The 22,029-nt window shown below is 48.6% G+C and carries 18 protein-coding genes and 1 pseudogene; 16 read left to right on the forward strand and 3 right to left on the reverse strand.

Annotated elements, in window-relative coordinates:
* Positions 1 to 68 precede the first annotated feature (68 nt).
* On the forward strand, positions 69 to 1,553 hold the full coding sequence (locus ABIC22_RS15220) for a DHA2 family efflux MFS transporter permease subunit (RefSeq protein ID WP_354481862.1): 1,485 nt from the start codon (positions 69 to 71) through the stop codon (positions 1,551 to 1,553).
* Positions 1,554 to 1,638: 85 nt separating this feature from the next.
* Here ABIC22_RS15220 and ABIC22_RS15225 read toward each other — a convergent pair whose 3' ends face one another.
* Complete coding sequence (locus tag ABIC22_RS15225; protein WP_354481865.1) at positions 1,639 to 2,712, reverse strand: glycosyltransferase family 4 protein; 1,074 nt, start codon at positions 2,710 to 2,712, stop codon at positions 1,639 to 1,641.
* Positions 2,713 to 3,082: 370 nt separating this feature from the next.
* Between ABIC22_RS15225 and ABIC22_RS15230 the strand changes: the two genes are divergently transcribed.
* From ABIC22_RS15230 to ABIC22_RS15260, 7 genes are all read left to right on the forward strand, one after another.
* Entirely contained in the window at positions 3,083 to 4,120 is a 1,038-nt protein-coding gene (locus ABIC22_RS15230) for an ABC transporter ATP-binding protein (protein ID WP_354481867.1), read from the forward strand.
* Positions 4,117 to 4,833 carry an ABC transporter permease subunit gene (locus ABIC22_RS15235; protein WP_354481870.1) on the forward strand — a complete coding sequence of 239 codons (717 nt, stop codon included), beginning with the start codon at positions 4,117 to 4,119 and terminating at the stop codon, positions 4,831 to 4,833. Before ABIC22_RS15230 ends, ABIC22_RS15235 begins: the two co-directional genes overlap by 4 nt.
* Before the next feature lie 4 nt (positions 4,834 to 4,837).
* Positions 4,838 to 6,232: a GldG family protein gene (locus ABIC22_RS15240; RefSeq protein WP_354481873.1), complete on the forward strand. Its 1,395-nt coding sequence runs from the start codon at positions 4,838 to 4,840 to the stop codon at positions 6,230 to 6,232.
* A complete protein-coding gene (locus ABIC22_RS15245; protein ID WP_354481876.1) occupies positions 6,229 to 7,242 on the forward strand; it encodes a DUF4340 domain-containing protein in 1,014 nt (337 codons plus the stop codon). The genes ABIC22_RS15240 and ABIC22_RS15245 overlap by 4 nt, the downstream gene beginning before the upstream one ends.
* Before the next feature lie 196 nt (positions 7,243 to 7,438).
* On the forward strand, positions 7,439 to 8,452 hold the full coding sequence (locus tag ABIC22_RS15250; RefSeq protein ID WP_354481879.1) for a YhcN/YlaJ family sporulation lipoprotein: 1,014 nt from the start codon (positions 7,439 to 7,441) through the stop codon (positions 8,450 to 8,452).
* 247 nt (positions 8,453 to 8,699) lie between these two features.
* Positions 8,700 to 8,924, forward strand: a complete 225-nt coding sequence (locus tag ABIC22_RS15255) for a helix-turn-helix domain-containing protein (RefSeq protein WP_017692532.1) — start codon at positions 8,700 to 8,702, stop codon at positions 8,922 to 8,924.
* A 213-nt stretch (positions 8,925 to 9,137) separates the two neighbouring features.
* Positions 9,138 to 9,677, forward strand: coding sequence for a DUF4303 domain-containing protein (locus ABIC22_RS15260; RefSeq protein WP_354481882.1), 540 nt, complete (start codon positions 9,138 to 9,140; stop codon positions 9,675 to 9,677).
* Between the two features lie 149 nt (positions 9,678 to 9,826).
* On the opposite strand, the gene ABIC22_RS15265 is transcribed toward ABIC22_RS15260, so the two are convergent.
* Positions 9,827 to 10,174, reverse strand: coding sequence for a hypothetical protein (locus ABIC22_RS15265; RefSeq protein ID WP_354481885.1), 348 nt, complete (start codon positions 10,172 to 10,174; stop codon positions 9,827 to 9,829).
* Positions 10,175 to 10,387: 213 nt separating this feature from the next.
* Between ABIC22_RS15265 and ABIC22_RS15270 the strand changes: the two genes are divergently transcribed.
* From ABIC22_RS15270 to ABIC22_RS15285, 4 genes are all read left to right on the forward strand, one after another.
* Positions 10,388 to 11,251 (forward strand): MurR/RpiR family transcriptional regulator, encoded by an 864-nt coding sequence (locus tag ABIC22_RS15270; protein ID WP_127539010.1) that lies wholly within the window; start codon positions 10,388 to 10,390, stop codon positions 11,249 to 11,251.
* A 1-nt stretch (position 11,252) separates the two neighbouring features.
* Positions 11,253 to 11,981 (forward strand): glucosamine-6-phosphate deaminase, encoded by a 729-nt coding sequence (nagB, locus tag ABIC22_RS15275; protein WP_127539011.1) that lies wholly within the window; start codon positions 11,253 to 11,255, stop codon positions 11,979 to 11,981.
* Positions 11,978 to 13,192 (forward strand): N-acetylglucosamine-6-phosphate deacetylase, encoded by a 1,215-nt coding sequence (gene nagA / locus ABIC22_RS15280; protein ID WP_354481889.1) that lies wholly within the window; start codon positions 11,978 to 11,980, stop codon positions 13,190 to 13,192. The genes nagB and nagA overlap by 4 nt, the downstream gene beginning before the upstream one ends.
* Positions 13,193 to 13,337: 145 nt before the next feature.
* The gene (locus tag ABIC22_RS15285) at positions 13,338 to 13,709 is read left to right on the forward strand and encodes a hypothetical protein (protein ID WP_127539013.1); all 372 of its coding nucleotides are present in this window, start codon (positions 13,338 to 13,340) and stop codon (positions 13,707 to 13,709) included.
* Positions 13,710 to 14,315: 606 nt separating this feature from the next.
* On the opposite strand, the pseudogene ABIC22_RS15290 reads toward ABIC22_RS15285, so the two are convergent.
* Positions 14,316 to 15,673 (reverse strand): annotated as a pseudogene (locus ABIC22_RS15290) (dipeptidase).
* A gap of 212 nt (positions 15,674 to 15,885) precedes the next feature.
* Between ABIC22_RS15290 and ABIC22_RS15295 the strand changes: the two are divergent.
* The 4 genes from ABIC22_RS15295 (at position 15,886) to ABIC22_RS15310 (ending at position 22,011) form a co-directional block, all read left to right on the forward strand.
* Positions 15,886 to 18,294, forward strand: coding sequence for a helix-turn-helix domain-containing protein (locus ABIC22_RS15295; RefSeq protein WP_354481892.1), 2,409 nt, complete (start codon positions 15,886 to 15,888; stop codon positions 18,292 to 18,294).
* Between the two features lie 332 nt (positions 18,295 to 18,626).
* Positions 18,627 to 19,556 carry an ABC transporter permease gene (locus ABIC22_RS15300; RefSeq protein WP_354485987.1) on the forward strand — a complete coding sequence of 310 codons (930 nt, stop codon included), beginning with the start codon at positions 18,627 to 18,629 and terminating at the stop codon, positions 19,554 to 19,556.
* A 37-nt stretch (positions 19,557 to 19,593) separates the two neighbouring features.
* A complete protein-coding gene (locus tag ABIC22_RS15305; protein WP_095293262.1) occupies positions 19,594 to 20,481 on the forward strand; it encodes a carbohydrate ABC transporter permease in 888 nt (295 codons plus the stop codon).
* Between the two features lie 18 nt (positions 20,482 to 20,499).
* Positions 20,500 to 22,011: an extracellular solute-binding protein gene (locus ABIC22_RS15310; protein ID WP_354481895.1), complete on the forward strand. Its 1,512-nt coding sequence runs from the start codon at positions 20,500 to 20,502 to the stop codon at positions 22,009 to 22,011.
* Positions 22,012 to 22,029: the final 18 nt, after the last annotated feature.

Genomic DNA, 22,029 nt, shown 5'->3' on the forward strand with positions numbered 1-22,029 from the left:
TGAATCAGTCATGATTATAAGGCTGTACGCGAGGGGAAATTCCTCCAAGCCGGAAAAGAGAGTGGTCAATGAAACAACAAACAGCAGTTAACCAGAATCCGGAGGAGTTCTCGATCAAAACGATTATTCTTCCGCTCTTAGCCATCATCGTTGGTATGATCATGGTCATTCTGGACAGTACGGTCGTGAACGTCGCCATTCCGAATCTGGTACAGTACTTTGAGACGGATCTGAAGACAATCCAATGGACCGTAACGGGCTATACCTTGGCTTTATCGGCAGTTATCCCATTAGCCGGATGGCTCACGGATCGTTTCGGTGCCAAAAGAGTCTTTCTGTTCACAATAGCCATGTTTACCCTCGGATCGGTATTATGCTCGATTGCACAGTCTCCTGAGCAATTGATTGTATATCGGATTATTCAGGGTCTTGGCGGAGGAATGGTGGCTCCTATTGGGATGGCTATGGTTTTTCGTCTGGCTCCACCCGAAAGAAGGGGCTCCATCATGGGTATGCTCGGGATTCCAATGCTGCTGGCTCCTGCGCTGGGACCGGTATTGTCTGGCTGGTTCATTCAGTCCCTCAGCTGGCACTGGATCTTTCTGATCAATCTGCCAATAGGTATTGCTGCTTTTATTCTATGTATCAAATTTCTGCCTGATACGGACCGTGGAAGAACACCCGCGCTGGACCTGCTTGGCATGATTCTCGCGCCGATCGCATTCTCTATGCTCGCCTATGGTGTAAGTGAGGGAGGCACAAGTTGGACCTCCACTTCAACACTGACAGGTGTAATCGTTGGAGGAGTAGCGTTGATCCTGTTCATCATTGTGGAGCTGCGTCACCAAAATCCATTGCTGGAACTGCGGGTCTTCAAATCCTCCGATTTTACACGTGGTATTATCCTTGCATGGGTTTCACAAATCGCTTTGTTTGGGGCCATGATTTTGATTCCGCTCTACCTGCAGCAGATCAAAGGCTACACAGCTTTAGAAACAGGGTTAATCCTACTACCACAAGCCTTGGCATCCGGTGTAGGCATGCCGCTTGGTGGCCGTTTGTTTGATAAAATCGGGGCGAGACCCCTTGCATTCGTGGGTCTGGGTATCATCTCGGGGGCACTCTTTATCCTGTCTTCCATTACATCCGAGACGGGTCTGGGTTTAATTATTCTTAGTCTCGTGATGATGGGACTCGGTATGGGTCTATCCATGATGCCACTGAATACGCATGTACTAAACGCTGCTCCGCGCAAATTGGTTGGTCGGGTCACACCGCTTACCGCTGCTGCGCAACAAGTCGTTGTATCTTTTGCGGTTGCTGGTTTGACCGGGTTCCTGACTTCCCGAATTGCGACCAATACAAGTGGTACGGACGTTGCATCTGTCATTAAGGGTCTCGTGTCTGGTTTCAATGACACGTTTTTCCTGGCCGCGTGTATTGCATTGTTCGGTTGTTTACTGAGTCTTATCCTCCGTAAACCAAAACGAATGCAGGAAGAAACGCTCCAGACCGGGGATGAACCGGATCCGGCCATGATGATGGGGCACTGATGGATCATCCTATTTTATGAATAGGTGCTTAATCTCTTTAATCCGAGGCAGTTCAGATATGTTCTGAACTGCCTTTTTGCTTTGCTCATGAGAAGATGCTCAGGGCGGTCATCATTTCCCGGAAGGAAATAGCGTACCGATCCGGTGAGAAAGAGGCTGTCATATGCTCTCTGCCCTGTTCACGGATATATTTACGCAACTTTTTGTTACGCATGAGTTCGACCGCTTCATCTACTGCTGCATTTACATTGCCCAGAGGATAGAATTTGCCTGTCTTGTTATGATTAATGAACGAACGTACACCATCCGAATCGGTGCTGAGTACCGGGCAGCCGCAGCTGATGGCTTCGGCAACCGCATAACCAAAGCCTTCAAGAAGGGACGTAGAGAGCATGATTCCTCCAGAAGCTGCAATCATGGAATAGAACGTGGGCATCTGGGAGTGAGGAACATTGACAAAGATGCCGATGCGATCCTCCAAACCATATTCAGCCAGCATATGACGGAACATCACTTCGTCTTCAGGATTGGCCAAGCTGGGATCATGAAACAGCCATAGTCTGGCTTTGGGAATTTTTTTGATGATTTTGCTGGATATGCTCAAGTATTCTCTCCAGTTTTTGTTGTGTTCCAGCCGCCCGACCCAAGCCAGAACGGGGTAAGGTGGAGTGTCTACGGGAACTGGAGCAAACGTATCGGTGTCCAGCATATTGGGGATAACAAACCGGTGCAGCCAAGGGCAGATATGAATAAACATATCCAGCAAGTGATCGGTAGGAGGCAGAACAGCAGCGTCACAATGTGCCTGGAGGTAAGGAATTGCCATCTGGATCGTTTCCAGTGCCTGATCTCTCGTTCCGAGACCCTGGGCTTCAAATATAATTCGTCCTGTATAGCCGAGTCCTCTCAATCTACCAGGCATGGAAATATCCGAAGTCACAATAATGGCGTCATAACGCTGGCTGTGAATCAAAAAACGTATTTCTTCATCATTGGACGCGGTGAAGACCGGAGTGCCGGTGTTGTTCTGCAAACCCGATCCTGTATAAAGGTACAATAGATGCGCTTCAATGCCATGACGTTGCAGAACGGCTGTCCGCAATCGGTTCAAGGTATCCACGCCACCGCTTGGTACAAAAAACGTGAATAATACTTTCACACGGTTCACCCTCTGACTTTTGTGCAGGAACTCATACTCTTGAGCATTTTGCATAAATCCAGTAAGCGACTTCCAATCCTCAATATATAGATCGAAATGGTCCTATTCGTCTATAATATTGTCCCTTGGAGCGAGTGGAATCGAATTATGCAAAATGCTGACTCCTGTACTGTATGGTACGTTTCCCCAATGCACAGGGTGTGGGTGAAACCCAAGTTGTTCACATTTTGGACATATATTTTTAATCTTTCTTTTAAGTGTCATTAAGCTGGATTTAGGATAGACCCCGTAAGATACAAGGAACTTCCCGTGTAGACCATCTGGATTGCTTGATGGCACACGGGTATTTTAACGGGAAAGGATGAATGATGTGCTCGAAGTGAAACAGGTCAGCAAAGTGTATGATGGACGGCGCGGCGTGCATCAACTGGATTTCACAATGGAGCGCGGTGAGATTGTTGGTTTTCTGGGGCCCAATGGTGCTGGCAAAACGACAACGATGCGCATGATCACCGGTTACCTGCAACCCACCACAGGTTCGATTGTGGTTGATGGACAATCTGTGCATGATCAGGGCAGAGCTGTTCGTTCCAAAATCGGTTATCTTCCGGAAACACCGCCGCTATATCCGGACATGACGGTTCAGTCCTATTTGAAATTCGTCGCGAACCTGAGGGATGTTCCGGCACGCGAGATTAAACTGCGGGTCAGTGAGATGGTCAGCAGGCTGGGGCTACAGGAACGGGAAAAACAACTGGTGCGTGGACTATCCAAAGGTTATAAACAGCGTCTGGGACTGGCGGGAGCCATTATCCACAAGCCTGATCTGCTCGTCCTTGATGAGCCTACATCGGGGCTGGACCCGAATCAGATTATGGAGATTCGTGATCTGATCCGGGAACTCGGCGAAAATCATACGGTGCTGCTCAGTACGCATATTTTGCCTGAAGTGAGCACGCTATGTAACCGGATGTTGATTATTAACCAGGGACAGCTCGTACTCGACGGTTCACCACAGCACTTTGGTTCTTCGATGGGTGATCAGTTTAAGGTGTCCATTGAAGTTAAGGCAACCGAGCAGCAGCTACATAATTTGCTCACACCTTGGGAGAAGGTGCGGAGTGAAGTCATACAACCAACGGACGGAAATCGCGGTACGGAGCAGCAGGACACGGTTAAAATGCTGCTTACCGGAGAATCATCCGAAGATTTCCGGGAAGAGCTGTTTTATCTTTTATCCGGAGCGGGACTGCCCATCCTGGAAATGAAGAAGGAAAATCTCAGTCTGGAGCAGATATTCCTGAAGCTGACTACAACGGAACTAGACAATGAGTCATCTGATAAAGGTACACCTGACCTGGCTCGTGAAGACTCTGCGGATTCGCCAACAGAGGAGGAATCCAAATGAGACGAATGATGGCTATTTGCAATAAGGAACTTCAGGCGTATTTTTTGTCACCCACATCCTATTTCGCCTTCGCGGTCTATGTGCTGATGACAAGTTTATTGTTTTACTCCAGTTTCGTGTATTACCAGCCCAGTATTGTGGATTATCGTCTTGTGCTCGGTGATACCTTATCCATGCTGCTGTTTGTGGTGCCTTTATTAACCATGAGACTGGTTGCTGAGGAATTCAGGCAGGGTACAGATGAACTGCTGCTGACCTCCCCGGCTCGGGTAACGGAAGTTATATTTGGTAAGTATCTGGCCTCTCTGGCCATTCTGATCGTGCTTATTCTGTGCAGTCTGGTTTATCCGTTCATCATGTCGTTCTTTGGAACGTTGGATGTGACTTCGGTTTGGCTGTCGGCGCTGGGACTCTTCTTCCTGGGCGGCAGTATGATGGCGATCGGATTGTTTGCTTCTACATTATCTCAGCATCAGATGGTGTCTGCGGTGGCCGGTTTTATTATTTTGCTCGTATTGTGGATGCTTGATTCATTCGCAGGCAATACCGGTTCTGCGCTGCAGAAATGGCTTGATCCATTTGCGCTGACGAACCGTTTTGACAGCTTCACGAAGGGGGTGCTCAGTGGACCGGATATCTTGTATTATGTGACGTTATCGGGCGTATTTCTGCTACTGAGCATTCAAATCGTGGAACGGAAGCGGTGGAGGTGAGAAGATGAAAAAATGGTTAAGTCATACGAATAGTACGGTGCTGTCTGTAGCAGTCGTCGGCATTTTTATTTTGCTTACGCTGTTTCTGAATTCACTTGGCGGATTCCAGCTGGATCTGACGGCAAACAAACAATACACCCTATCGGACCAGTCACTGACCGCGATCAAAAATGTAAAGGATGACGTGAGCATTAAGGTATTTACGGTGGAGAACGCCAACAATACCGTCTTGAATCGCGAAGTGACGGACATGGTCCAGGAGTATACCAAACGAAACAGCAAGCTGAAGATGGAACAGTATAATCTGACACAGGAACCGACGCTGGCCTCAAAATACGGCATCACAGGCAGTTCCATCGTCCTGGAGCAGGGGGATCAATATAAAGTGATTGATATCGCCAGTCTCTTTACAGCAGTAGGGGATGGCAGTGATGGGTCATACCAGTTTACGGGGGAGGAAAAATTAACGCAGGCTCTGATGAATCTGTCTTCCACCGAAATGAAGAAAATGGTATTCCTGACAGGGCATGAGGAGCTTGGTCTGGATCAGTTGACCACGCTTCGTTCGTCCCTGGAGCAAAACAACATTACAACAGAAGAACTGCAGCTCAATCAGGCCGGAGTGGTTCCCGAAGATGCGGACGTACTCGCGATCATTGGCCCGCAGCGTGATCTCAGCGACACTGAATTAAAAGCCATTCGAACCTATCTGAGCAGTGGTGGCAAGCTGATGTTGTCCCTCGGTTTTGTGGAGGATATGAAATCCAGCTGGAAAAATATCGACAAGCTCATGGCCGATTATGGAGTGGTTGATGAGCATGCCGTGATGGTGGACAACCAGCAGGCCAGTACAATGGGGCCACTATGGGTCGTCCCGGAATACGGTACACATGCAATAACGGACAAACTCGCTGACAGCCAACTGTATCCGATGCTGTCCCTGTCCATTGCCCTGACAAGCAAGGAACAGGAGAAATATACACTATCGCCACTCATTCAATCTTCGGATGATAGTTATGGAGAGACAAATATTGAAGGCTTGCTGCAAAACGAAACAGCGAACGATTCGGATCAGGATATCCAGGGACCTGTCGAGCTAGGATATGCAGCAGATACAACCGAAGGCAAACCGAAAGCCGTGATCCTTGGATCTTCCATCTTCATGCAGGATTCGGAAATCGGGAATGGCGGCAATCGTGACTTCATTTTGAATACCATCAATTATTTAAGTGAAAAAGAGGACGGGTTAACCATTCGCCCGCGGGTGCAGGCTGGTTATGAAGTGGCTTACCTGAATGGTAAGCAGGCCAGAACGATTTTCTTCGTTGCTATTGTTGGTTTCCCGCTTATCTTTGTTATCATAGGTGTATTCTTATGGTGGAGGCGCAGACGCGTATGAAGAAATGGATTCCGACGATTCTGGTCGTGTTGGTACTGATTGTGGGCTGGATTTATGCGGCCAATCAGAATTATTTTCGCGAAGAAGAAGCGGTGAAGGTCCAGCTGCTTGGCATTCAGTCTGATGATATCCAGTCAATCACCATTCATGACCCGAGTACAGATAAGACGGAAGGCGAGGCTTCTTCCTCTGCATCTGCCCAATTGGAGCTGAAAGACGGCGTATGGAGCATGGTGGAACCCAAAGGGTATCCGCTTAACGGTTACACGATCAGCAGCTGGCTTGACGCGCTAAGTGGAGCAGAACAGGATTTGGTTGTGGAAGAGACGCCGACGGATCTGGAGAAGTATGGATTGGGTTCGACTGCTTCCCGTCTGGATATCAAAACCAAGGACAGCCGTGACATCACATTAAAGATCGGCGGACAGCTTCCGGCAGATGACGCCCGTTATGTTCAGGTGAATTCCGGGCCCGTTGTTGCTGTGCAATCTGAGTCGATCGGCAATATGGAACTGACAAGGCATGATCTGCTCGATACGACACCGTTTAATCTCGATGATACGAATGTGGCTTCTCTGGACTGGGAAGGAGAAGCAGCGACCTGGGTATTGAAGTCGGCATCGGAAGACGGTGCGGCCGAGCGGACATGGACGCTAAATGGTGAGACGGTTGAATCCACGGAAGCCGTATCCCTCATCGGCAAAATTAAAAATCTCTCCACTGCGGACGACGTTCGCAAAGCTTCCGAGCTCAAGGATGCTGTGCCACGATTCACACTTTCTGTTGAGCAGAAGGTAAATGGAGAGAATGTAACCGACGTCTACCGGGGGCTAACCGTTGCATCGGAACCCGGTATCATCTACGTGATTACACCCGATGGTCAGTGGGCATATTCCCTTCAGGCAGATGCCTTGCAGGATGCGGAGAAATTTCCTGATACGGTGAAAGCAGCTGACGTATCGACAGATGCAGGAAGTGGAAGTGAAGATTCAACCTCATCCGCTGAGTAGTCTTGGAAATGTGAATATAACCGGTTTAGGTAAACCAAACCCATATGCTATTTTTGGAAAGAAGCGGTGTCGCACATAACGTGCTGGCGCCGCTCTTTTGTTGTGCAGGACAGTTCCATATCCTTTCAGCATATCGGGTCCACCAGAAGCGCATCCTATCCTTGTGACCTAAACCATACACATTGGAGGATGAGACATGCCAGCAGCCAAAAAGGCGAAAGCAATCAGCTTATCATTGTCTACTGCAATTTTTGTAATGGCCGGACTGACAGGGTGTGGTGATGGCCGGGATAACAACAATATGCAAACCAATAATGCGGGTCAGGAAGTTCGAGGGCTGAACCGTTATGGTGTGGAGACCAATGGAATGGATGGCATTCGTGCCAAGAGTTATCGCATGCACAATGTCACTGACCTGAAATCCAGTGACGAACTGGCAAAACGCATTACCGAAATGAAAGAGATCAAGTCGGCCAATGTACTGTTAACTGATCGTAACGCTTATGTTGCTGTCCGTTTAACAGACGGTCATGCTGGCAAGATGGACAGTCAATCGAATCGTAACGGTAACCATAACAGCACGATGAACGGTACTTTGAGGAACCGTGCGAGTGGAACCATGCGAACTGAGAGCATGAATCAGGATCTGGGTGGTATGCGCGTGCATGCGGGCGACGGAACGATGTCACCGTACACGACCAGTGGTATTGCTCCAGGATTGAACACTGGTTCGGCTACAGACCGCAGCCATATGGGGAATGACCGCAGCATTTACGGAACGATGGGTACCGGATCTTTCGGCATGATGCGCGGGCTCACGAACACGGGCAGAGAACGTACGATGAGTGATGGTCATTACGGAATGCAAAGCGAAGGACAAGGCGTAGGACAACGTCAGGACAGCTCGGATGACAACACGTCTGAAGAGATCAAAGGCAAAGTTGCAGCAAAAATCAAGCAATTTGCACCGAATGTGGAGAATGTCTATGTATCGGCCAATCCGGATTTTGTTGAGCATGTGGAGTCCTATGCCAAGGACATTCGTAACGGCAAGCCCGTTAGCGGCATGATTGATACGTTCCAGTCGATGGTTGAACGCATCTTCCCGACCAATGCCATGAATCAACGCCGTGATGGTATTCTCGATGATGGCGTGTTAAACCGCAATAATAACAATAATGATGGCATTATGCATCCTAATCATCGGTAGAAACAGCTAAACAAATATGCCTTTGCGCGGATGGGTACATCAGTGGCAAAGGCATATTTTTTATCACAACATCTAAGAATAAGCAGAACTACATAACGGTGTGTATCTTCCATTACGAAGGATCAACAAATGACAGCCCATTTTTTTCATAAAATTGAACCATCGCCCTTGACCTGACATAAGATGAGTTGACTGTATCCCCTTAACCTTGTTACACCAACACAACCCGAGCAAGGAGGGGTGAACATTGAAGGGTATCGATCATAAAAGCAAATTTTTGTTGACCCACCGTGAACGCGAAGTATTCGAATTGCTGGTTCAGGACAAAACGACGCGTGACATCGCAGGGCAGTTATTCATCAGCGAGAAAACGGTGCGTAACCATATTTCGAATGTGATGCAGAAACTCAATGTTAAGGGTCGTTCGCAAGCAGTTGTAGAGCTGATTAAGCTCGGAGAACTGAAGATCTGACGCGAATAACAGTTAGGAAGTTGAAGCAGCATGAAAGCCTTTCTCTATTCTTTAAATGATGAAGAATGGGGCAAGGCTTTTTTGCTTTTTAGCCGAGGGAAGCAAGCATAAGTGACAAACAAGGTCACGAAAATAGCGGCTTGTTCCAATTGTTAAAATCAACCATAATAAGCTTATAGATCATGATTACATAAGAAATGAGAGGAAAGAAAAATGGATCACTTTTTAAAGGAATTTGAGGATAAGTTTAGAGCCGGCTTTCTTCCCGATCTGGAGCAAACGCTGCAAGAGATGCAGCATGAAAAAGTATATGCTTGCGCGTTTGGAACAGACAGTGACTGGATTACCCTGTTTATGGCGGCAAATACGGAGGAATCGCTAGAGAGGCATATTGCCAGGATGAAAGAAGAAGGACTGTGTGACAGTGAGCAGGACGAAATCTACTATCGATGGGGCTGCTCCGAATATCAGTATGGCAAAGATACACATTTTAATCATATTAGCCGATTGTTGTATGCAACGGAAGATGTTCAGCATTATAAGGATGAGATGATTAATATTATTGCCAAGGTCGTGAGTGAAACACCGAATGAAGTTTTTGCCCGGTACGGACAATCCAAAGCAGACATTACGTTCTTCATATCCATGACCGATGATGATGAGGCTGAAGAACTGGAAAATCAATCCGTCGTATTGATGACAGAAAGCGGCCTGACCAGTGAATTTTTGAAACGGTATGATGGTCTGGAGTAGTTTATTGATTGGACAAGATAGCCACAATGTATAAGACGAGTTAACGGAATGGAATAAAGTATATTTGAGTTCATTTCAAAGTCTTTCCCCGTTCTTAATCGGATTAGGGAGAGGCTTTTTTTGTTATATCCTGAAAAGAAATGAACTCCCTACATAAGGCTGTTTTCTCGAATAAACAATCTCCATGTTTTCTTCGAAAAAGGCTGATAAAAGAGCTGCTCCAACGCCTCGTACCGGGCCTCATCCAGATGTAGATAGAGCGCCTTTTTGGCGATTTTGGCAGCTGGTTGCGAAGCAGACTTCCGACTTCCCGCTTTTCGCCTGACCGGAATATGAAACTGCAACAAATCCTCCAGACGGTCCCAGCCTTCCCAGCTCATTCTTCCGCCACGTTTCCAGTCGATTGCATACAGGGCATAATAGGCCCGACCACCGCTTTGCTTGACAGCAATAACCCAGGAGGAAGGGATGAGCTTTTGTTGTTGTCGTTGATTCACTTGGGTGCTCCTTCGTTGATTCATAGATTGCATTCATCTTTACTATAAGCCTTATGTCTTGTCTGCTTCAAGAAGCGTTGATGTAAACTTTCATTTTGAACATGAAGTAAATTCCCTTGATTTGCAGATGGAGCTTGATTAAAATGAAGTTATAAAAATTATTTTCTTTATTTCTTTTAAAAATATAAAAATTATTTTCAGAGGAGAAGACTTATGGCAGCCATCATACATGCGTTACAGCAAGAGCTGGATGGACTTCCATCGCAGGAACGGCGGATTGCAGAGGTTATTTTGCAATCTCCGTCGGATATCCCCGGCTGGACGATTAATTATCTTGCTGAACAAAGCGGAACCAGTCCGGCAACGGTCACCCGCTTCTGTAAGTCCTTTCACTTCAAGGGTTTCCCGGATTTCAAAATGAAGCTGGCCGCAGAGCTGTCTCATTCGACGGACAAAACGGCTTATCAGGATATCGTGGCAGGCAATCCGTTGTCCAAAATTGTGGAGGCCATCGAAGCCAACCACCTTGCCTCCATTGCGGATACCACCCGGCTGCTGGATTTGGGCAGATTGGAGCATGCAGTTCAGCTATTATGCCATGCCCGTCGCATTGACCTGTACGGTGTTGCGACCTCATCCATCGTGACACAGGATTTCTATCAGAAACTCGTGCGAATTGGCAAAAGCTGTACGGCCTTTTCGGATTCACATATGCAGATTACTTCAGCTTCCTCGCTAAGTGAAGGAGATGTGGCCATGGCCGTGTCCTACTCGGGGGAAACGCCAGAGACCATCGATGCCCTGCATTGCGCCAAACAGGCGGGAGCTGCAACGATCTCACTTACTTCCTACGGTAACAACAAGCTGGCCGGCGTATCCGATATTCCGCTATTTACGTCTTCACTGGAAGAGGGCATGAGACGGGGAGATATGGCTTCCCGGATTGCGCTGCTGCATGTCATTGATATTTTGTTCACAGGCATGATGAGTGCCGATTTTGACCGCTTTATCCCCAAACTGGAACAATCGTATCACAATGTACAGTCCTATCGAGTTCAAAAACATGGAGGTGCGTGAGATGAACATTCGTATTTTTGAAAATGAAGAAGATCTGAATGCAACAGGTGCTGGCCTGATTGCCAGCTTGCTGCAAACGAAACCACGGGCTGTGCTCGGACTCGCAACGGGAAGTTCTCCGGTGGGCATTTATAAACAGCTCATTAGCTTGTATCAGAAGGGTCTGGTGAGCTTCGCGCAGGCATCTTCCTTCAATCTGGATGAGTACGTCGGGCTTCCGGTGGAGCATCAGGAGAGCTATCGCAGCTTCATGAATGAGCAGCTCTTTCATCATATTGATATCGATCTGGCAAAAACGCATGTACCGAACGGGCAGGCAACCGACCTGGACCAGGAATGTGCCATGTATGAACAGCGGCTGGATGACCTGGGACCTGTAGACCTGCAGCTGCTGGGTATCGGACATAATGGACACATTGGTTTCAACGAACCGGGGAATGAACTGACCGGACGCACGCATGTGGTGGATCTGAAAGAAGAGACCCGCAAGGCCAATGCCCGTTTTTTTGCTAGTATTGATGAAGTCCCGGCTCAGGCCATAACGATGGGTGTAGGTACGATTCTGAAAGCCAAACAAATTTTGCTGATCGCTCGCGGTGAGGAAAAGGCCGAAATCATTCGCGAAGCCTTCATGGGGCCGATCACAACCCAGTGTCCTGCGTCCTTGCTGCAATGCCATCCGAATGTGGTTGTACTGCTGGATCGTGCTGCCGGGAGGTTGGTCAAATGAACGATAAAGGCATAGCCCATTTGGAAAAAGAGAGCGGCAGCCCCATTTATCTTCTTCGCGGTAAAATGGTACTGCCTGAAGGTCTGGCGCAGGATGGCCTGCTCGCCTGGACCGAAGGGAAAATCATATACGCCGGGTCACCGGAAGGTCTGCCGGCATCTATTCGTAATCAGGCGGTCTCCGTGCCTGTACCTGATGGGGGCGTTATCGTCCCCGGGTTTATTGATATCCATGTCCACGGTGGCTATGGAGAGGATTTCATGGATGCGAGCCAAGAAGTGTTGGACAAGATTACTTCATTTCACAGTACGCAGGGTACGACTGCCATGCTTGCAACATCCATGACTGCTCCGAAGGACAGACTGGATCGGGTGCTCGCTGAAGTGGACCGTTATCGTTCCAAGCCCATGTCATACGCCCAGCTTGAGGGGGTGCATCTGGAAGGACCGTTCTTCAGTCCAAAATGGCCTGGTGCGCAGAATCCGGAGCATATTGTACTGCCCAATGTATCCTGGCTCGCAGAATGGGAAAAAGAGTATCCCGGCCTGATTCGCCAGGTCACGCTGGCGCCGGAACGGGAAGGGGCACTTGAAGTCATTGCATGGCTGCGTCAGCAGCGGATTACAGCAGCGCTCGGTCACACGGATGCTACCTACGAAGAGGTGGGGCGAGCGGTTGAAGCCGGGCTGCATCACGCCGTACATACCTACAATGCAATGACTCCGCTGCATCATCGTAATCCCGGAGCTGCGGGAGCCGTACTGAGTGATTCAAGAATCAGCGCTGAAGTGATTGCTGATGGCATTCATGTGCACCCTGCGGCGATCTCCATCCTTGCCCAGCTGAAGCAGTCTGCCGATCAGCTCGTGCTGATCACAGATGCCATGTCCGCTGCCGGGCTGGAAGACGGGGAATACAAAATCGGCGACCTGCCCGTGATCGTGAGGGAGGGCGTAGCCAGATTGAAGGACGGCGGTGCCCTCGCTGGAAGTACACTGACGATGATTCGTGGCTTCCGCTATTTGGTACAGGACGTGGGCATGAACCTGAGCGCTGCATCTCGCGCAGCCAGTCTCACCCCGGCACGCCTGCTCGGAATCGACCATCGCACTGGTTCCCTGGCTGCAGGGAAACAGGCAGATATCGTTTTGCTTAACCAGGAATTGGGTATTGAGGGTGTATGGGTTAAAGGCAGAACGATTGGCGGTTAGGGTGTATGGTAAGGAACAGAACTTTCAGGAGTAAGATCGGAAGCATGACGGTTTTCCGCTGGAGAGGCAATCGGGTGAGTAATGTGTTAAAATAGTCTCAAAAAAAGACGGGATCTGCGGATCACGCATAACGGAGGCGTGAAACATGGAACGTAACGCTATGCTCGAGTTCGATCCATTCCTCACAGAGCTGGCGGAAAAACTGCACGTGCACGGATATTATGCCTTTTATGGTGAGCATTACAATGAAGCCGATATGGAGCAGTACCGCAGACACCTGTTTAACTCATTCCGCAATATCGTATGGGTAGAGCTGGATGCACGCAAAAAATATATGATTGTCGATCATCGTGGACGAAACACCGTCATGAAATTGATCGATGGCATGCTGAATACCCGTAGAACACTGCGGGCCAATCAGGCGATGGCGGGCACGGATACGTCCAACGTTCAGCAGGAGATTACCCATCTGACGCAGATGGTGCACATGCTAAGATTTACGACATTTAGAACATAAGTGATGTAAACCAAGAGAGACTTCGCTAACGGGGAGTCTCTTTTCCTGTATTCCACCACTTCTAACGAATCCATACCACCTTAACGCAAGGTTTCGTACAGAATGCCAAAGATAACGAACTCCAGTCACGTTAATGCAACGTTTACCTATTCCAGATATGTCCACAGCATGGAATAACACGTCTCTGATTCGTTAAACCAACCATTTCATAGTAATCAGCCTAATAACGCTCGCTCAGTTCGTTAAATGGTCTAGGTGTCAGATTAAACATTCTTCTATCTAGCGCTACTAATTCTAACGACAAAAAAGAGTGTCCCGTCATAAAACAAACGGGACACTCTTCTTTTTAAATTGCACTTAACCTCTATCCACATGTAAAGGTAGCCTCAATCGTAAAATAAGTTTGGGCAATTGCTGCAAAAGTAGTGAAGGGAACGAAATCGATTCTGTAGAAGCGGAGCGTTCGCGTTTATCACCTGGATTTCTCCCTTTGATAAAGGGAATCAAAGAAATCAGGGGATAACAGCGATCGAAAGAACGATTCGGAACCGAAACGGCCACGTCAGCACACTGCCCCGCACTTATTTTTCACATGAGCTTTCAACTTTACAAGCTCTTCAAGAACTGTACGATCGTCAACAACCCTTTATCAAAGTTCTCCAGGTTGAAGTGTTCATTTGGTGCGTGTAGATTCTCATCCGGCAAACCAAAGCCCATCATCACGGCAGGTACACCGAGGACACGGGAGAGCTTCTCAACGATCGGGATGGAACCTCCATCTTTGGTAAACAGGGCACGAACGCCATACACCTGCTCATAAGCGTCAGCCGCTTTTTGCAGGATCGGATCGGTCGGATCGGTATTGAACGCAAAGGCTTTCTCGATTTGTTTCACATGCAGCGTGGCACCTGGCTGTACGTGTGCACGCAGGTGTGCTTCAATGCGGTCCAGCACCTGTTGTGGGTCTTGGTCGGCAACAAGTCGGCATGTAATTTTGGCATGAGCCTCTTTTGGGATGACGGTTTTGGTACCTTCACCTTGGAAGCCGCCCCATACACCGTTCAGCTCCAGTGTTGGACGTGCGCCAACACGTTCCACGAACGAGTAGCCTTCCTCACCGTACAGTTGCTCCAGTCCAAGATCCTGACGAAGCTGCTCTTCATTGAAGCCTTGCTTCACGAACTCTTCTCTCATTTCCGGAGAGAGGGGGAGGACGCCATCATAGAAACCATCCACGCTCACGCGGCCTTGCTCATCATGCAGCGAAGCGAGCAGGGATACAAGCGCATGCAGTGCGTTTGGTACACACCACCGCCGAAGGAGCCGGAGTGCAGGTCAGTGTTAGCTGTGTTCAGATCCACTTCAAGCGAGCAAAGGCCGCGCAGACCTGTGGAGATCGCCGGTTTTCCTTTTTCGAGCAGGGAAGTATCGGAGATCAATACCATGTCTGCACGAAGCTTGTCCGTATTGTCATTCAGGTAGATCGGCAGGTTCGGGCTGGAGATTTCCTCTTCGCCTTCGATGCAGAACTTCACGTTAATCGGGAGTTCCTTGTTTTCAGCCAGCAGGGCTTCTACTGCTTTGATATGTAAGAAGATCTGTCCTTTGTCATCTGTCGCCCCACGTGCGAACAGTTTTCCGTCCCGAACAGTAGGTTCGAAGGGAGGCGTTTCCCACAGGTTAAGCGGATCGACAGGTTGTACGTCATAGTGTCCATAGATCAGTGCTGTTGGTTTCCCGGGAGCATGCAGGTGGTCTGCATAAACAATCGGATGTCCAGCGGTTTGAATAACCTCAACATTTTCCATGCCTGCACGTGTCAGTGCATCTGCCGCCCATTGTGCAGCACGGTTAATATCATCTTTATGAGCCGAAATGGCCGAAATACTGGGAATGGACAGCCATTCATTCAGTTCTGCCAGATGTTTTTCTCTATTCTCCTGAAAATAAGTCTGTTCTTTCATTAAAAAAGCCTCCTTCATGTTTTGCTTTATCCTATTGTAATCCATTTTGGCATCTTAATAAAACATTGGTTAAAAAATGATCGGCTGTGTACCGTTCCATTCCGCCGGAAATTGTGAGTATAATACAGGAAACGGATTTCATCCATATTTTCTCAGCAGGGGAGTTGGGGAAGTTCCCATGATAGTCAGACCACATGCAAGCAGGCAGGTGAATGATGATGGAAACGACTAAAAGAGAGAGACTGCCAGGTCGATTGGCGCGTTTCCAAGGGTTCACGCCTGGACGCCACAAAGGACGTTTTTACCGGAATAGCCTGATGATTATTTTGCTCATTGCCAGCATCCCCGGTTTGATTACAGGTATCGTGATGTACCAGCTGGTTGTTGGCAGAATGGAAAATGAATTCAATCGCATGCATCAAAACCAGATCGAGAATCGGGCACGCAATGTGGACGACCAGCTGGCCTACCTGGAGATGACCCTTTCGCATTGGGCCTTTGAACCAAGGTTTGGCAATGCACTGCGAACCCTGGACTTTGTCTATTATTTTAATGAAACGCAGGAGATCGTCACCACTTTATATGTACTGGAAGGGTCGCATCCTCTGATTAAGTCTGCACAGCTGTATTTGCAGGAACCGAAGCCGATCCTGTTTAACCGGGAGTATAACGAATTATTAGATGATGCGAAAATAAAAGCCTATGACCGCTACCTAGCCATGGGCAATCATGTGTACTGGACAGACTGGGTATCAAACGCAAGCATTGAACCAGCAGCTGCCATGAATAGCAGCCTGCTGCATACCGATGCAGGCAACGCGCTGGTTCTGGTACATAAAATCCCGGGCGAACATAATAACCCGTTCGGTGCACTCATCATTACTCTGGACAACGAGAAAGTCGCCAGTTTGTTGAAAACGCTTACTCCATATGACGAAGGCCTAACCTTTCTTATGGATCAGGAAGGAAATACGCTGGTCACCGGTAATCCGGGAGGGGGTCAGCAGAATTCGACCTTTGAACAGCAGCTTAAGGAAGAGGTTGCACAGCATGCAGATAGCACGTCTTTTTTGTTCAAATATGAAGATCAAACCTACTCCGTATCATACGGTTCCTTAAGCCGAATTGATTCCGACTGGACTTATGTTTCCGCTGCACCGCTGACATCTGTGACATCACCAGTGAAGCTGGTATCCAAAATAATTGTCATTGCGAGCGCAGGCAGCCTGCTGCTGGGGCTCATGTTATCCTGGCTTGCTTCCCGGCGGATTTACTCCCCTGTGGCGAGAATGCTTCATCTTCTGACACCAGGCAAACATGAGGCTCATGCCAATCCGAGGCTGGACGAATTCCAGCTGCTGGAACAGCAGTGGAATGAGCTGACTTCCCGGAGCCTTACCGCACATCGTCAATTGCAGGAGCAGCTGCCGCATTTGCGTGACAGCTTTGTACTGCAGCTGGTTCAAGGACACTTATATGCCTACAACGAGGAAGACCTCCAGAAGCGCATGAAGAATCTCGGATTCGAAGTGGAAGGTCAGCAATTTTTGCTGCTGCAAATGTATTTTACGGGTTATGCCCGGCTGCAGGGACGATTTGGAAGCCAGGATACCGGCCTGGTGACTTTTGCAGCTGTAAACATCATTGAAGAGGTGGCCAAAAGCTATTTTAACCAAGTCAGTATGATGAACTTTCATGACCTCTCTTCAGCCATGCTTGTCATTGCACCGAAGAATGAACAGCTCAAGCCGCAGGCATTGCTCTGGGGTCAGGAACTGGTAGAGGTTATCGGGAAGACGCTAAAAATGAATGTCACGGTCATGATTAGTCACTCCGCTGATTCCTTGCATGAGCTGCCCGGCATCTTTGTTGAGATGGAACAGGCGGTTGCTTATCGCAGCATAGAGGAAGGGAGTCAGATACTCGATCTGGAAGATGAGCAGTGTTTCCGCAGAGCGGAAGAAGCAGCTTATCCGCTGGGCTTGGAACGTGAGATGATTCAGGCAATCAGGCTCGGTAAGCAGGAGGAAGCGGATCGGGTGCTGGAACAGTTTATGGGCGAAATCGCCCGGACGGGCAGTACCGAGTTTCAGGTGCAGCAGATGATGCTGCAGCTGCTAGGAAGTGTTCAGCATATGATGCTGCAGACAGGGGTAACACCGTATAAGCTGTTCGGAGGATGCAATATGTACGAACGATTGTCAGCAATCCGCGAACCTGCACAGATGCAGCAGTGGATGATGAGCAAGGTACTGGTGCCATATATACAGGAAATCGAGATGAGATCGCAGGAGCCGCTGAAACAGGTGGTGGAACGGACGATGCTGTATATGGATGAGCATTATCGTAACGAAATCTCACTGGAAGGCTGCGCAGCTGCAGAACAGATGACTCCCTATGCGCTTAGCAAAGCCTTTAAGCAAGTATCGGGCATGAACTTTATTGATTATTTGACAAAGGTTCGAATGGAGGCAGCCAAACAGCTGCTGCGTGAGACAACGATGAAAATTAATGACATCGCGGCTGCTGTTGGTTATCAGCACAGTTATTTTAATCGCATCTTCAAAAAACAGGAGGGTGTAACGCCAAGCCAGTATCGGGATCAGTGGTTTGGCAAATGATCTGTGTAGCACCTTGCTGTCTCACCGGGATCCGAACCATCGGATTCCGGTTTTTCTTGTTGAGAAGGATGCAAACAAAGAAGGATAAGGCTGCAAAAATGTGCAATGGAGTACAATGCAAAATGTCCAAATAGAAGCGAAAGTGGCGTCATAGCGGGCTTTGTGGCCTCGCCTAGTATGTAAGCAAAAAATGAAGGTTGCCGGAAAAGGGGGCTCTGTATAGTCTGAATTACAAGCTCGATTGATAACGCTTACATAAGTGAGGGAGGGGAGAGATTATGAACGGGAAGACCAAATGGAATGGAAATACCACAGCGGCAGCCCAGGCGGAAATGGCCACCATGCCGATGAAGCGGGAGTCCAACTGGAAGAGGCAGATCAAGCGCAACAAATGGCTGTACGTGCTTGTGCTTCCCGGATTTCTGTACTTTGTTATCTTTAAATATTTGCCCATGTGGGGAATCGTCATTGCCTTTCAGGACTATCAGCCTTTTCTCGGTATCAAGAACAGTGAATGGGTGGGCATGGAGAACTTTACGACCTTTTTCTCCAATCCGGACTTTTTCCGGTTACTGCGTAACACGCTGGTCCTTGCCATATATGATCTCATATTCTTTTTCCCGGCACCGATCATTATTGCCCTTTTATTAAATGAAATTAGGATCGCGTTCTTCAAAAGAACGATTCAAACGCTGGTGTATGTACCCCATTTCGTGTCCATGGTGATTATCGCCAGTATTACTTACGTATTCCTGACCCCTCAAGGCGGGGTGCTGTACGACCTGATTGCCTGGATAACTGGAAAGCCAATAGATGTATTGTCCAGTCCGGGTTCGTTTCGTCCACTCATTATCATTCAGATGATGTGGAAGGAGATGGGCTGGGGAACGATAATCTTCCTGGCCGCACTCGCAGGCGTGGATACCGAGCAGTATGAGGCTTCCATTGTGGATGGTGCGGGACGGTTGAGACGCATGTGGCACATTACGCTGCCGGCGATCCGCACAACCATTGTGATTCTGCTCATTCTAAGACTGGGGAACTTTTTGGATACGGGATTCGAACAGATTTATCTGATGACCAATTCGCTTAACCGCGACGTGGCCGATGTATTTGATACCTATGTCTATACGGTAGGGATTACGCAAGGGGCATTCAGCTACAGTACTGCGGTAGGATTATTCAAATCGGTCGTGGGAATCATCCTGGTGCTCGGCAGCAATAAACTTGCCAAAAAATTTGGCCATCCGGGGATTTATTAAGCAGGCATTCTGCATGAATTCATAAGGAGGAAAGCCCATGAACAGCCGTCTCTACAACAGCCCTGCCGGCAAAGTATTTGATATTTTCAATTACGTCATGCTGGGTATTCTGGGCATACTGACTGTCCTTCCTTTCCTGTATATTATAGGGAATTCGTTCGCGACCGAAGCCGAGATTACGGAACGCAGTTTCTTTCTCATTCCGAAAGTCTTCTCCTTCAGCGCGTATGAGTATATTTTTTCTTCGTCTACCATCTTCCGCAGCATTGGCGTCTCCGTATTTGTGACGGTAGCAGGCACGCTGGTCAATTTGTTCTTCACGCTGACGATGGCTTATCCGCTATCCAGAAGCGACTTCTGGGGACGCAACGTCATGATGAACATGGTGATCTTCTCCATGCTGTTCGGCGGAGGAATGATCCCGACGTATCTTGTCATCCGTGGACTGGGATTGCTTGATTCTTACTGGGCCCTTATGCTTCCTGGCGCAATCAGCGCTTTTAATTTAATCGTTGTCAAAAACTTTTTTCAGCAAATGCCGCCCGGGCTGGAGGAAGCGGCCCGTATCGACGGCTGCTCGGATCTCGGGGTACTCTGGCGAATTGTCCTGCCATTATCCAAACCGGTGATTGCCACGTTTGCGTTATTTTATGCCGTAGGGCATTGGAATAACTTCTTCTCGGCACTCCTGTACATTTCCGACAGTGACAAATGGCCGCTGCAGGTGATGCTGAGGCAGATTGTTCTGCTCTCGCAGGCAAGCGTTGGGGATATGGCCAATATGGATCCCAATTTCGTACAGCCACCGGAACAGTCCATTAAAATGGCTGTCATCGTGGTAGGTACCATTCCGATTTTGCTCGTGTATCCGTTTTTGCAAAAGCATTTTGCCAAAGGTGTCATGTTAGGCTCAATCAAAGGCTAAAGCCAAGGGGGAGAACGAATGGGACAAAAAGCGGGAATCAAAAAAACAGCACTTGTACTTTCGGCAGCATTGTTACTGAGCACGGTTCTGGGAGCTTGCTCCACGGACAAAACCAACGATACGGGCGAAGCGGCTGCAGGTGGAACCGATCAGATCACGATCATGCTTCCGAACTTTGAAGCTGAAAATCCGCCTGAAAACAGCCCGGTCATCCAGAAGCTTGAGGAATTAACCAAAGTGGATGTGAATCTTCAATGGGTACCGAGCAGCTCTTATGAGGATAAATTCAACATTACTCTGGCTTCGGGCAAGCTGCCCGACGTGATGGTCGTGCTCGGCAAATCCCCAAGCTTCATTAACGCTGCACGTACCGGGGCTTTCTGGGAGCTGGGGCCTTATCTGAAAGACTACCCGAACTTGAGCCAGATGAACGAAATTATTACGAACAATGCCTCCATTGACGGCAAAACCTACGGCATCTACCGGGGAAGGCCGCTGGGACGTAACGGAATAACGATCCGGAAGGATTGGCTGGAAAATCTGGGTCTGGAAGCACCCAAAAATCTGGACGATCTTTATAATGTCCTAAAAGCATTCACTACAGATGATCCGGATGGCAACGGCAAGGATGATACGTATGGTTTGGTAGCGAGCAAATTTAACGGGCCATGGGACAATATGCAGATCTGGTTTGGTGCGTCCAACAAATGGGGCGATGATGGCAGCGGTAATTTGATTCCGGCACACGAAACACCCGAGTATATGGAAGCACTGAAGTTTTTCCGTCAGATCTACAGTGAAGGTTTGGTGAACAAGGACTTTGCCGTGATGGATGCGACCAAGCTGCCTGATCCGTTTGTCAACGGGCAGGCGGGTGTCATGATTGATGTGGCGGATAACGCACAGCGGATGGAGCAGAAAATTCTGGAGAAGGACCCATCGGCCACAGGGCGGGTGGATGTGCTTCAGGCGGTGGAAGGACCCAAAGGGCTGCGTGACATGCCAACCTCAGGCTACTCCGGTATGATCGCCGTCTCCAAAAGTGGTGTGAAAACGGAAGAAGACCTGAAAAAGGTGCTCGCATTTCTGGATCAATTGAACGAGCCGGAGCTCCAGGCTTTGCTGTCTAATGGTCTGGAAGGCAAGCAATATGAGAAAAAAGGGGAATATGTTGTTCCGACCACCGACAAGCTTGCACTGCGAGATCTGCAGGGTCTGAACCAAATTTTGATGTTCCTTCCGGAAGACCGCGCCTTCCGGGTTGAACCGACGCCGGTGCGTGAGAAGGTGGCAGAGGTACAAAAGGCCAACGAGGAGATCGTTGTTCCCAATCCGGGTGAGCCGTTGATCTCTGATGTTTATGCACAGAAAGGGCCCCAGCTGGATAACATCATCAACGATGCCCGTATCAAATTCATTGTGGGACAGATTGATGAGAAGGGATTCCAGGATGCAATCGCACTGTGGAAGAGCAGCGGCGGTGATGAGTACGTGAAGGAAGTCAACGAATTGTACGCTGCATTGAAGTAGTCAAAATCCAGAGCCCGG

The organism is Paenibacillus sp. PvP094, from assembly GCF_040546835.1.
Taxonomy (GTDB): domain Bacteria; phylum Bacillota; class Bacilli; order Paenibacillales; family Paenibacillaceae; genus Paenibacillus; species Paenibacillus illinoisensis.

What these genes read in the sequence shown, in the direction of transcription:
- ABIC22_RS15295 (WP_354481892.1), top strand. Translation starts at nt 15,886, where the DNA reads ATGATGATGGAAACGACTAAAAGAGAGAGACTGCCAGGTCGATTGGCG.
- ABIC22_RS15260 (WP_354481882.1), top strand. Translation starts at nt 9,138, where the DNA reads ATGGATCACTTTTTAAAGGAATTTGAGGATAAGTTTAGAGCCGGCTTT.
- ABIC22_RS15235 (WP_354481870.1), top strand. Translation starts at nt 4,117, where the DNA reads ATGAGACGAATGATGGCTATTTGCAATAAGGAACTTCAGGCGTATTTT.
- ABIC22_RS15285 (WP_127539013.1), top strand. Translation starts at nt 13,338, where the DNA reads ATGGAACGTAACGCTATGCTCGAGTTCGATCCATTCCTCACAGAGCTG.
- nagA (WP_354481889.1), top strand. Translation starts at nt 11,978, where the DNA reads ATGAACGATAAAGGCATAGCCCATTTGGAAAAAGAGAGCGGCAGCCCC.
- ABIC22_RS15300 (WP_354485987.1), top strand. Translation starts at nt 18,627, where the DNA reads ATGGCCACCATGCCGATGAAGCGGGAGTCCAACTGGAAGAGGCAGATC.
- ABIC22_RS15270 (WP_127539010.1), top strand. Translation starts at nt 10,388, where the DNA reads ATGGCAGCCATCATACATGCGTTACAGCAAGAGCTGGATGGACTTCCA.
- ABIC22_RS15245 (WP_354481876.1), top strand. Translation starts at nt 6,229, where the DNA reads ATGAAGAAATGGATTCCGACGATTCTGGTCGTGTTGGTACTGATTGTG.
- ABIC22_RS15310 (WP_354481895.1), top strand. Translation starts at nt 20,500, where the DNA reads ATGGGACAAAAAGCGGGAATCAAAAAAACAGCACTTGTACTTTCGGCA.
- ABIC22_RS15305 (WP_095293262.1), top strand. Translation starts at nt 19,594, where the DNA reads ATGAACAGCCGTCTCTACAACAGCCCTGCCGGCAAAGTATTTGATATT.
- ABIC22_RS15240 (WP_354481873.1), top strand. Translation starts at nt 4,838, where the DNA reads ATGAAAAAATGGTTAAGTCATACGAATAGTACGGTGCTGTCTGTAGCA.
- ABIC22_RS15250 (WP_354481879.1), top strand. Translation starts at nt 7,439, where the DNA reads ATGCCAGCAGCCAAAAAGGCGAAAGCAATCAGCTTATCATTGTCTACT.
- nagB (WP_127539011.1), top strand. Translation starts at nt 11,253, where the DNA reads ATGAACATTCGTATTTTTGAAAATGAAGAAGATCTGAATGCAACAGGT.
- ABIC22_RS15220 (WP_354481862.1), top strand. Translation starts at nt 69, where the DNA reads ATGAAACAACAAACAGCAGTTAACCAGAATCCGGAGGAGTTCTCGATC.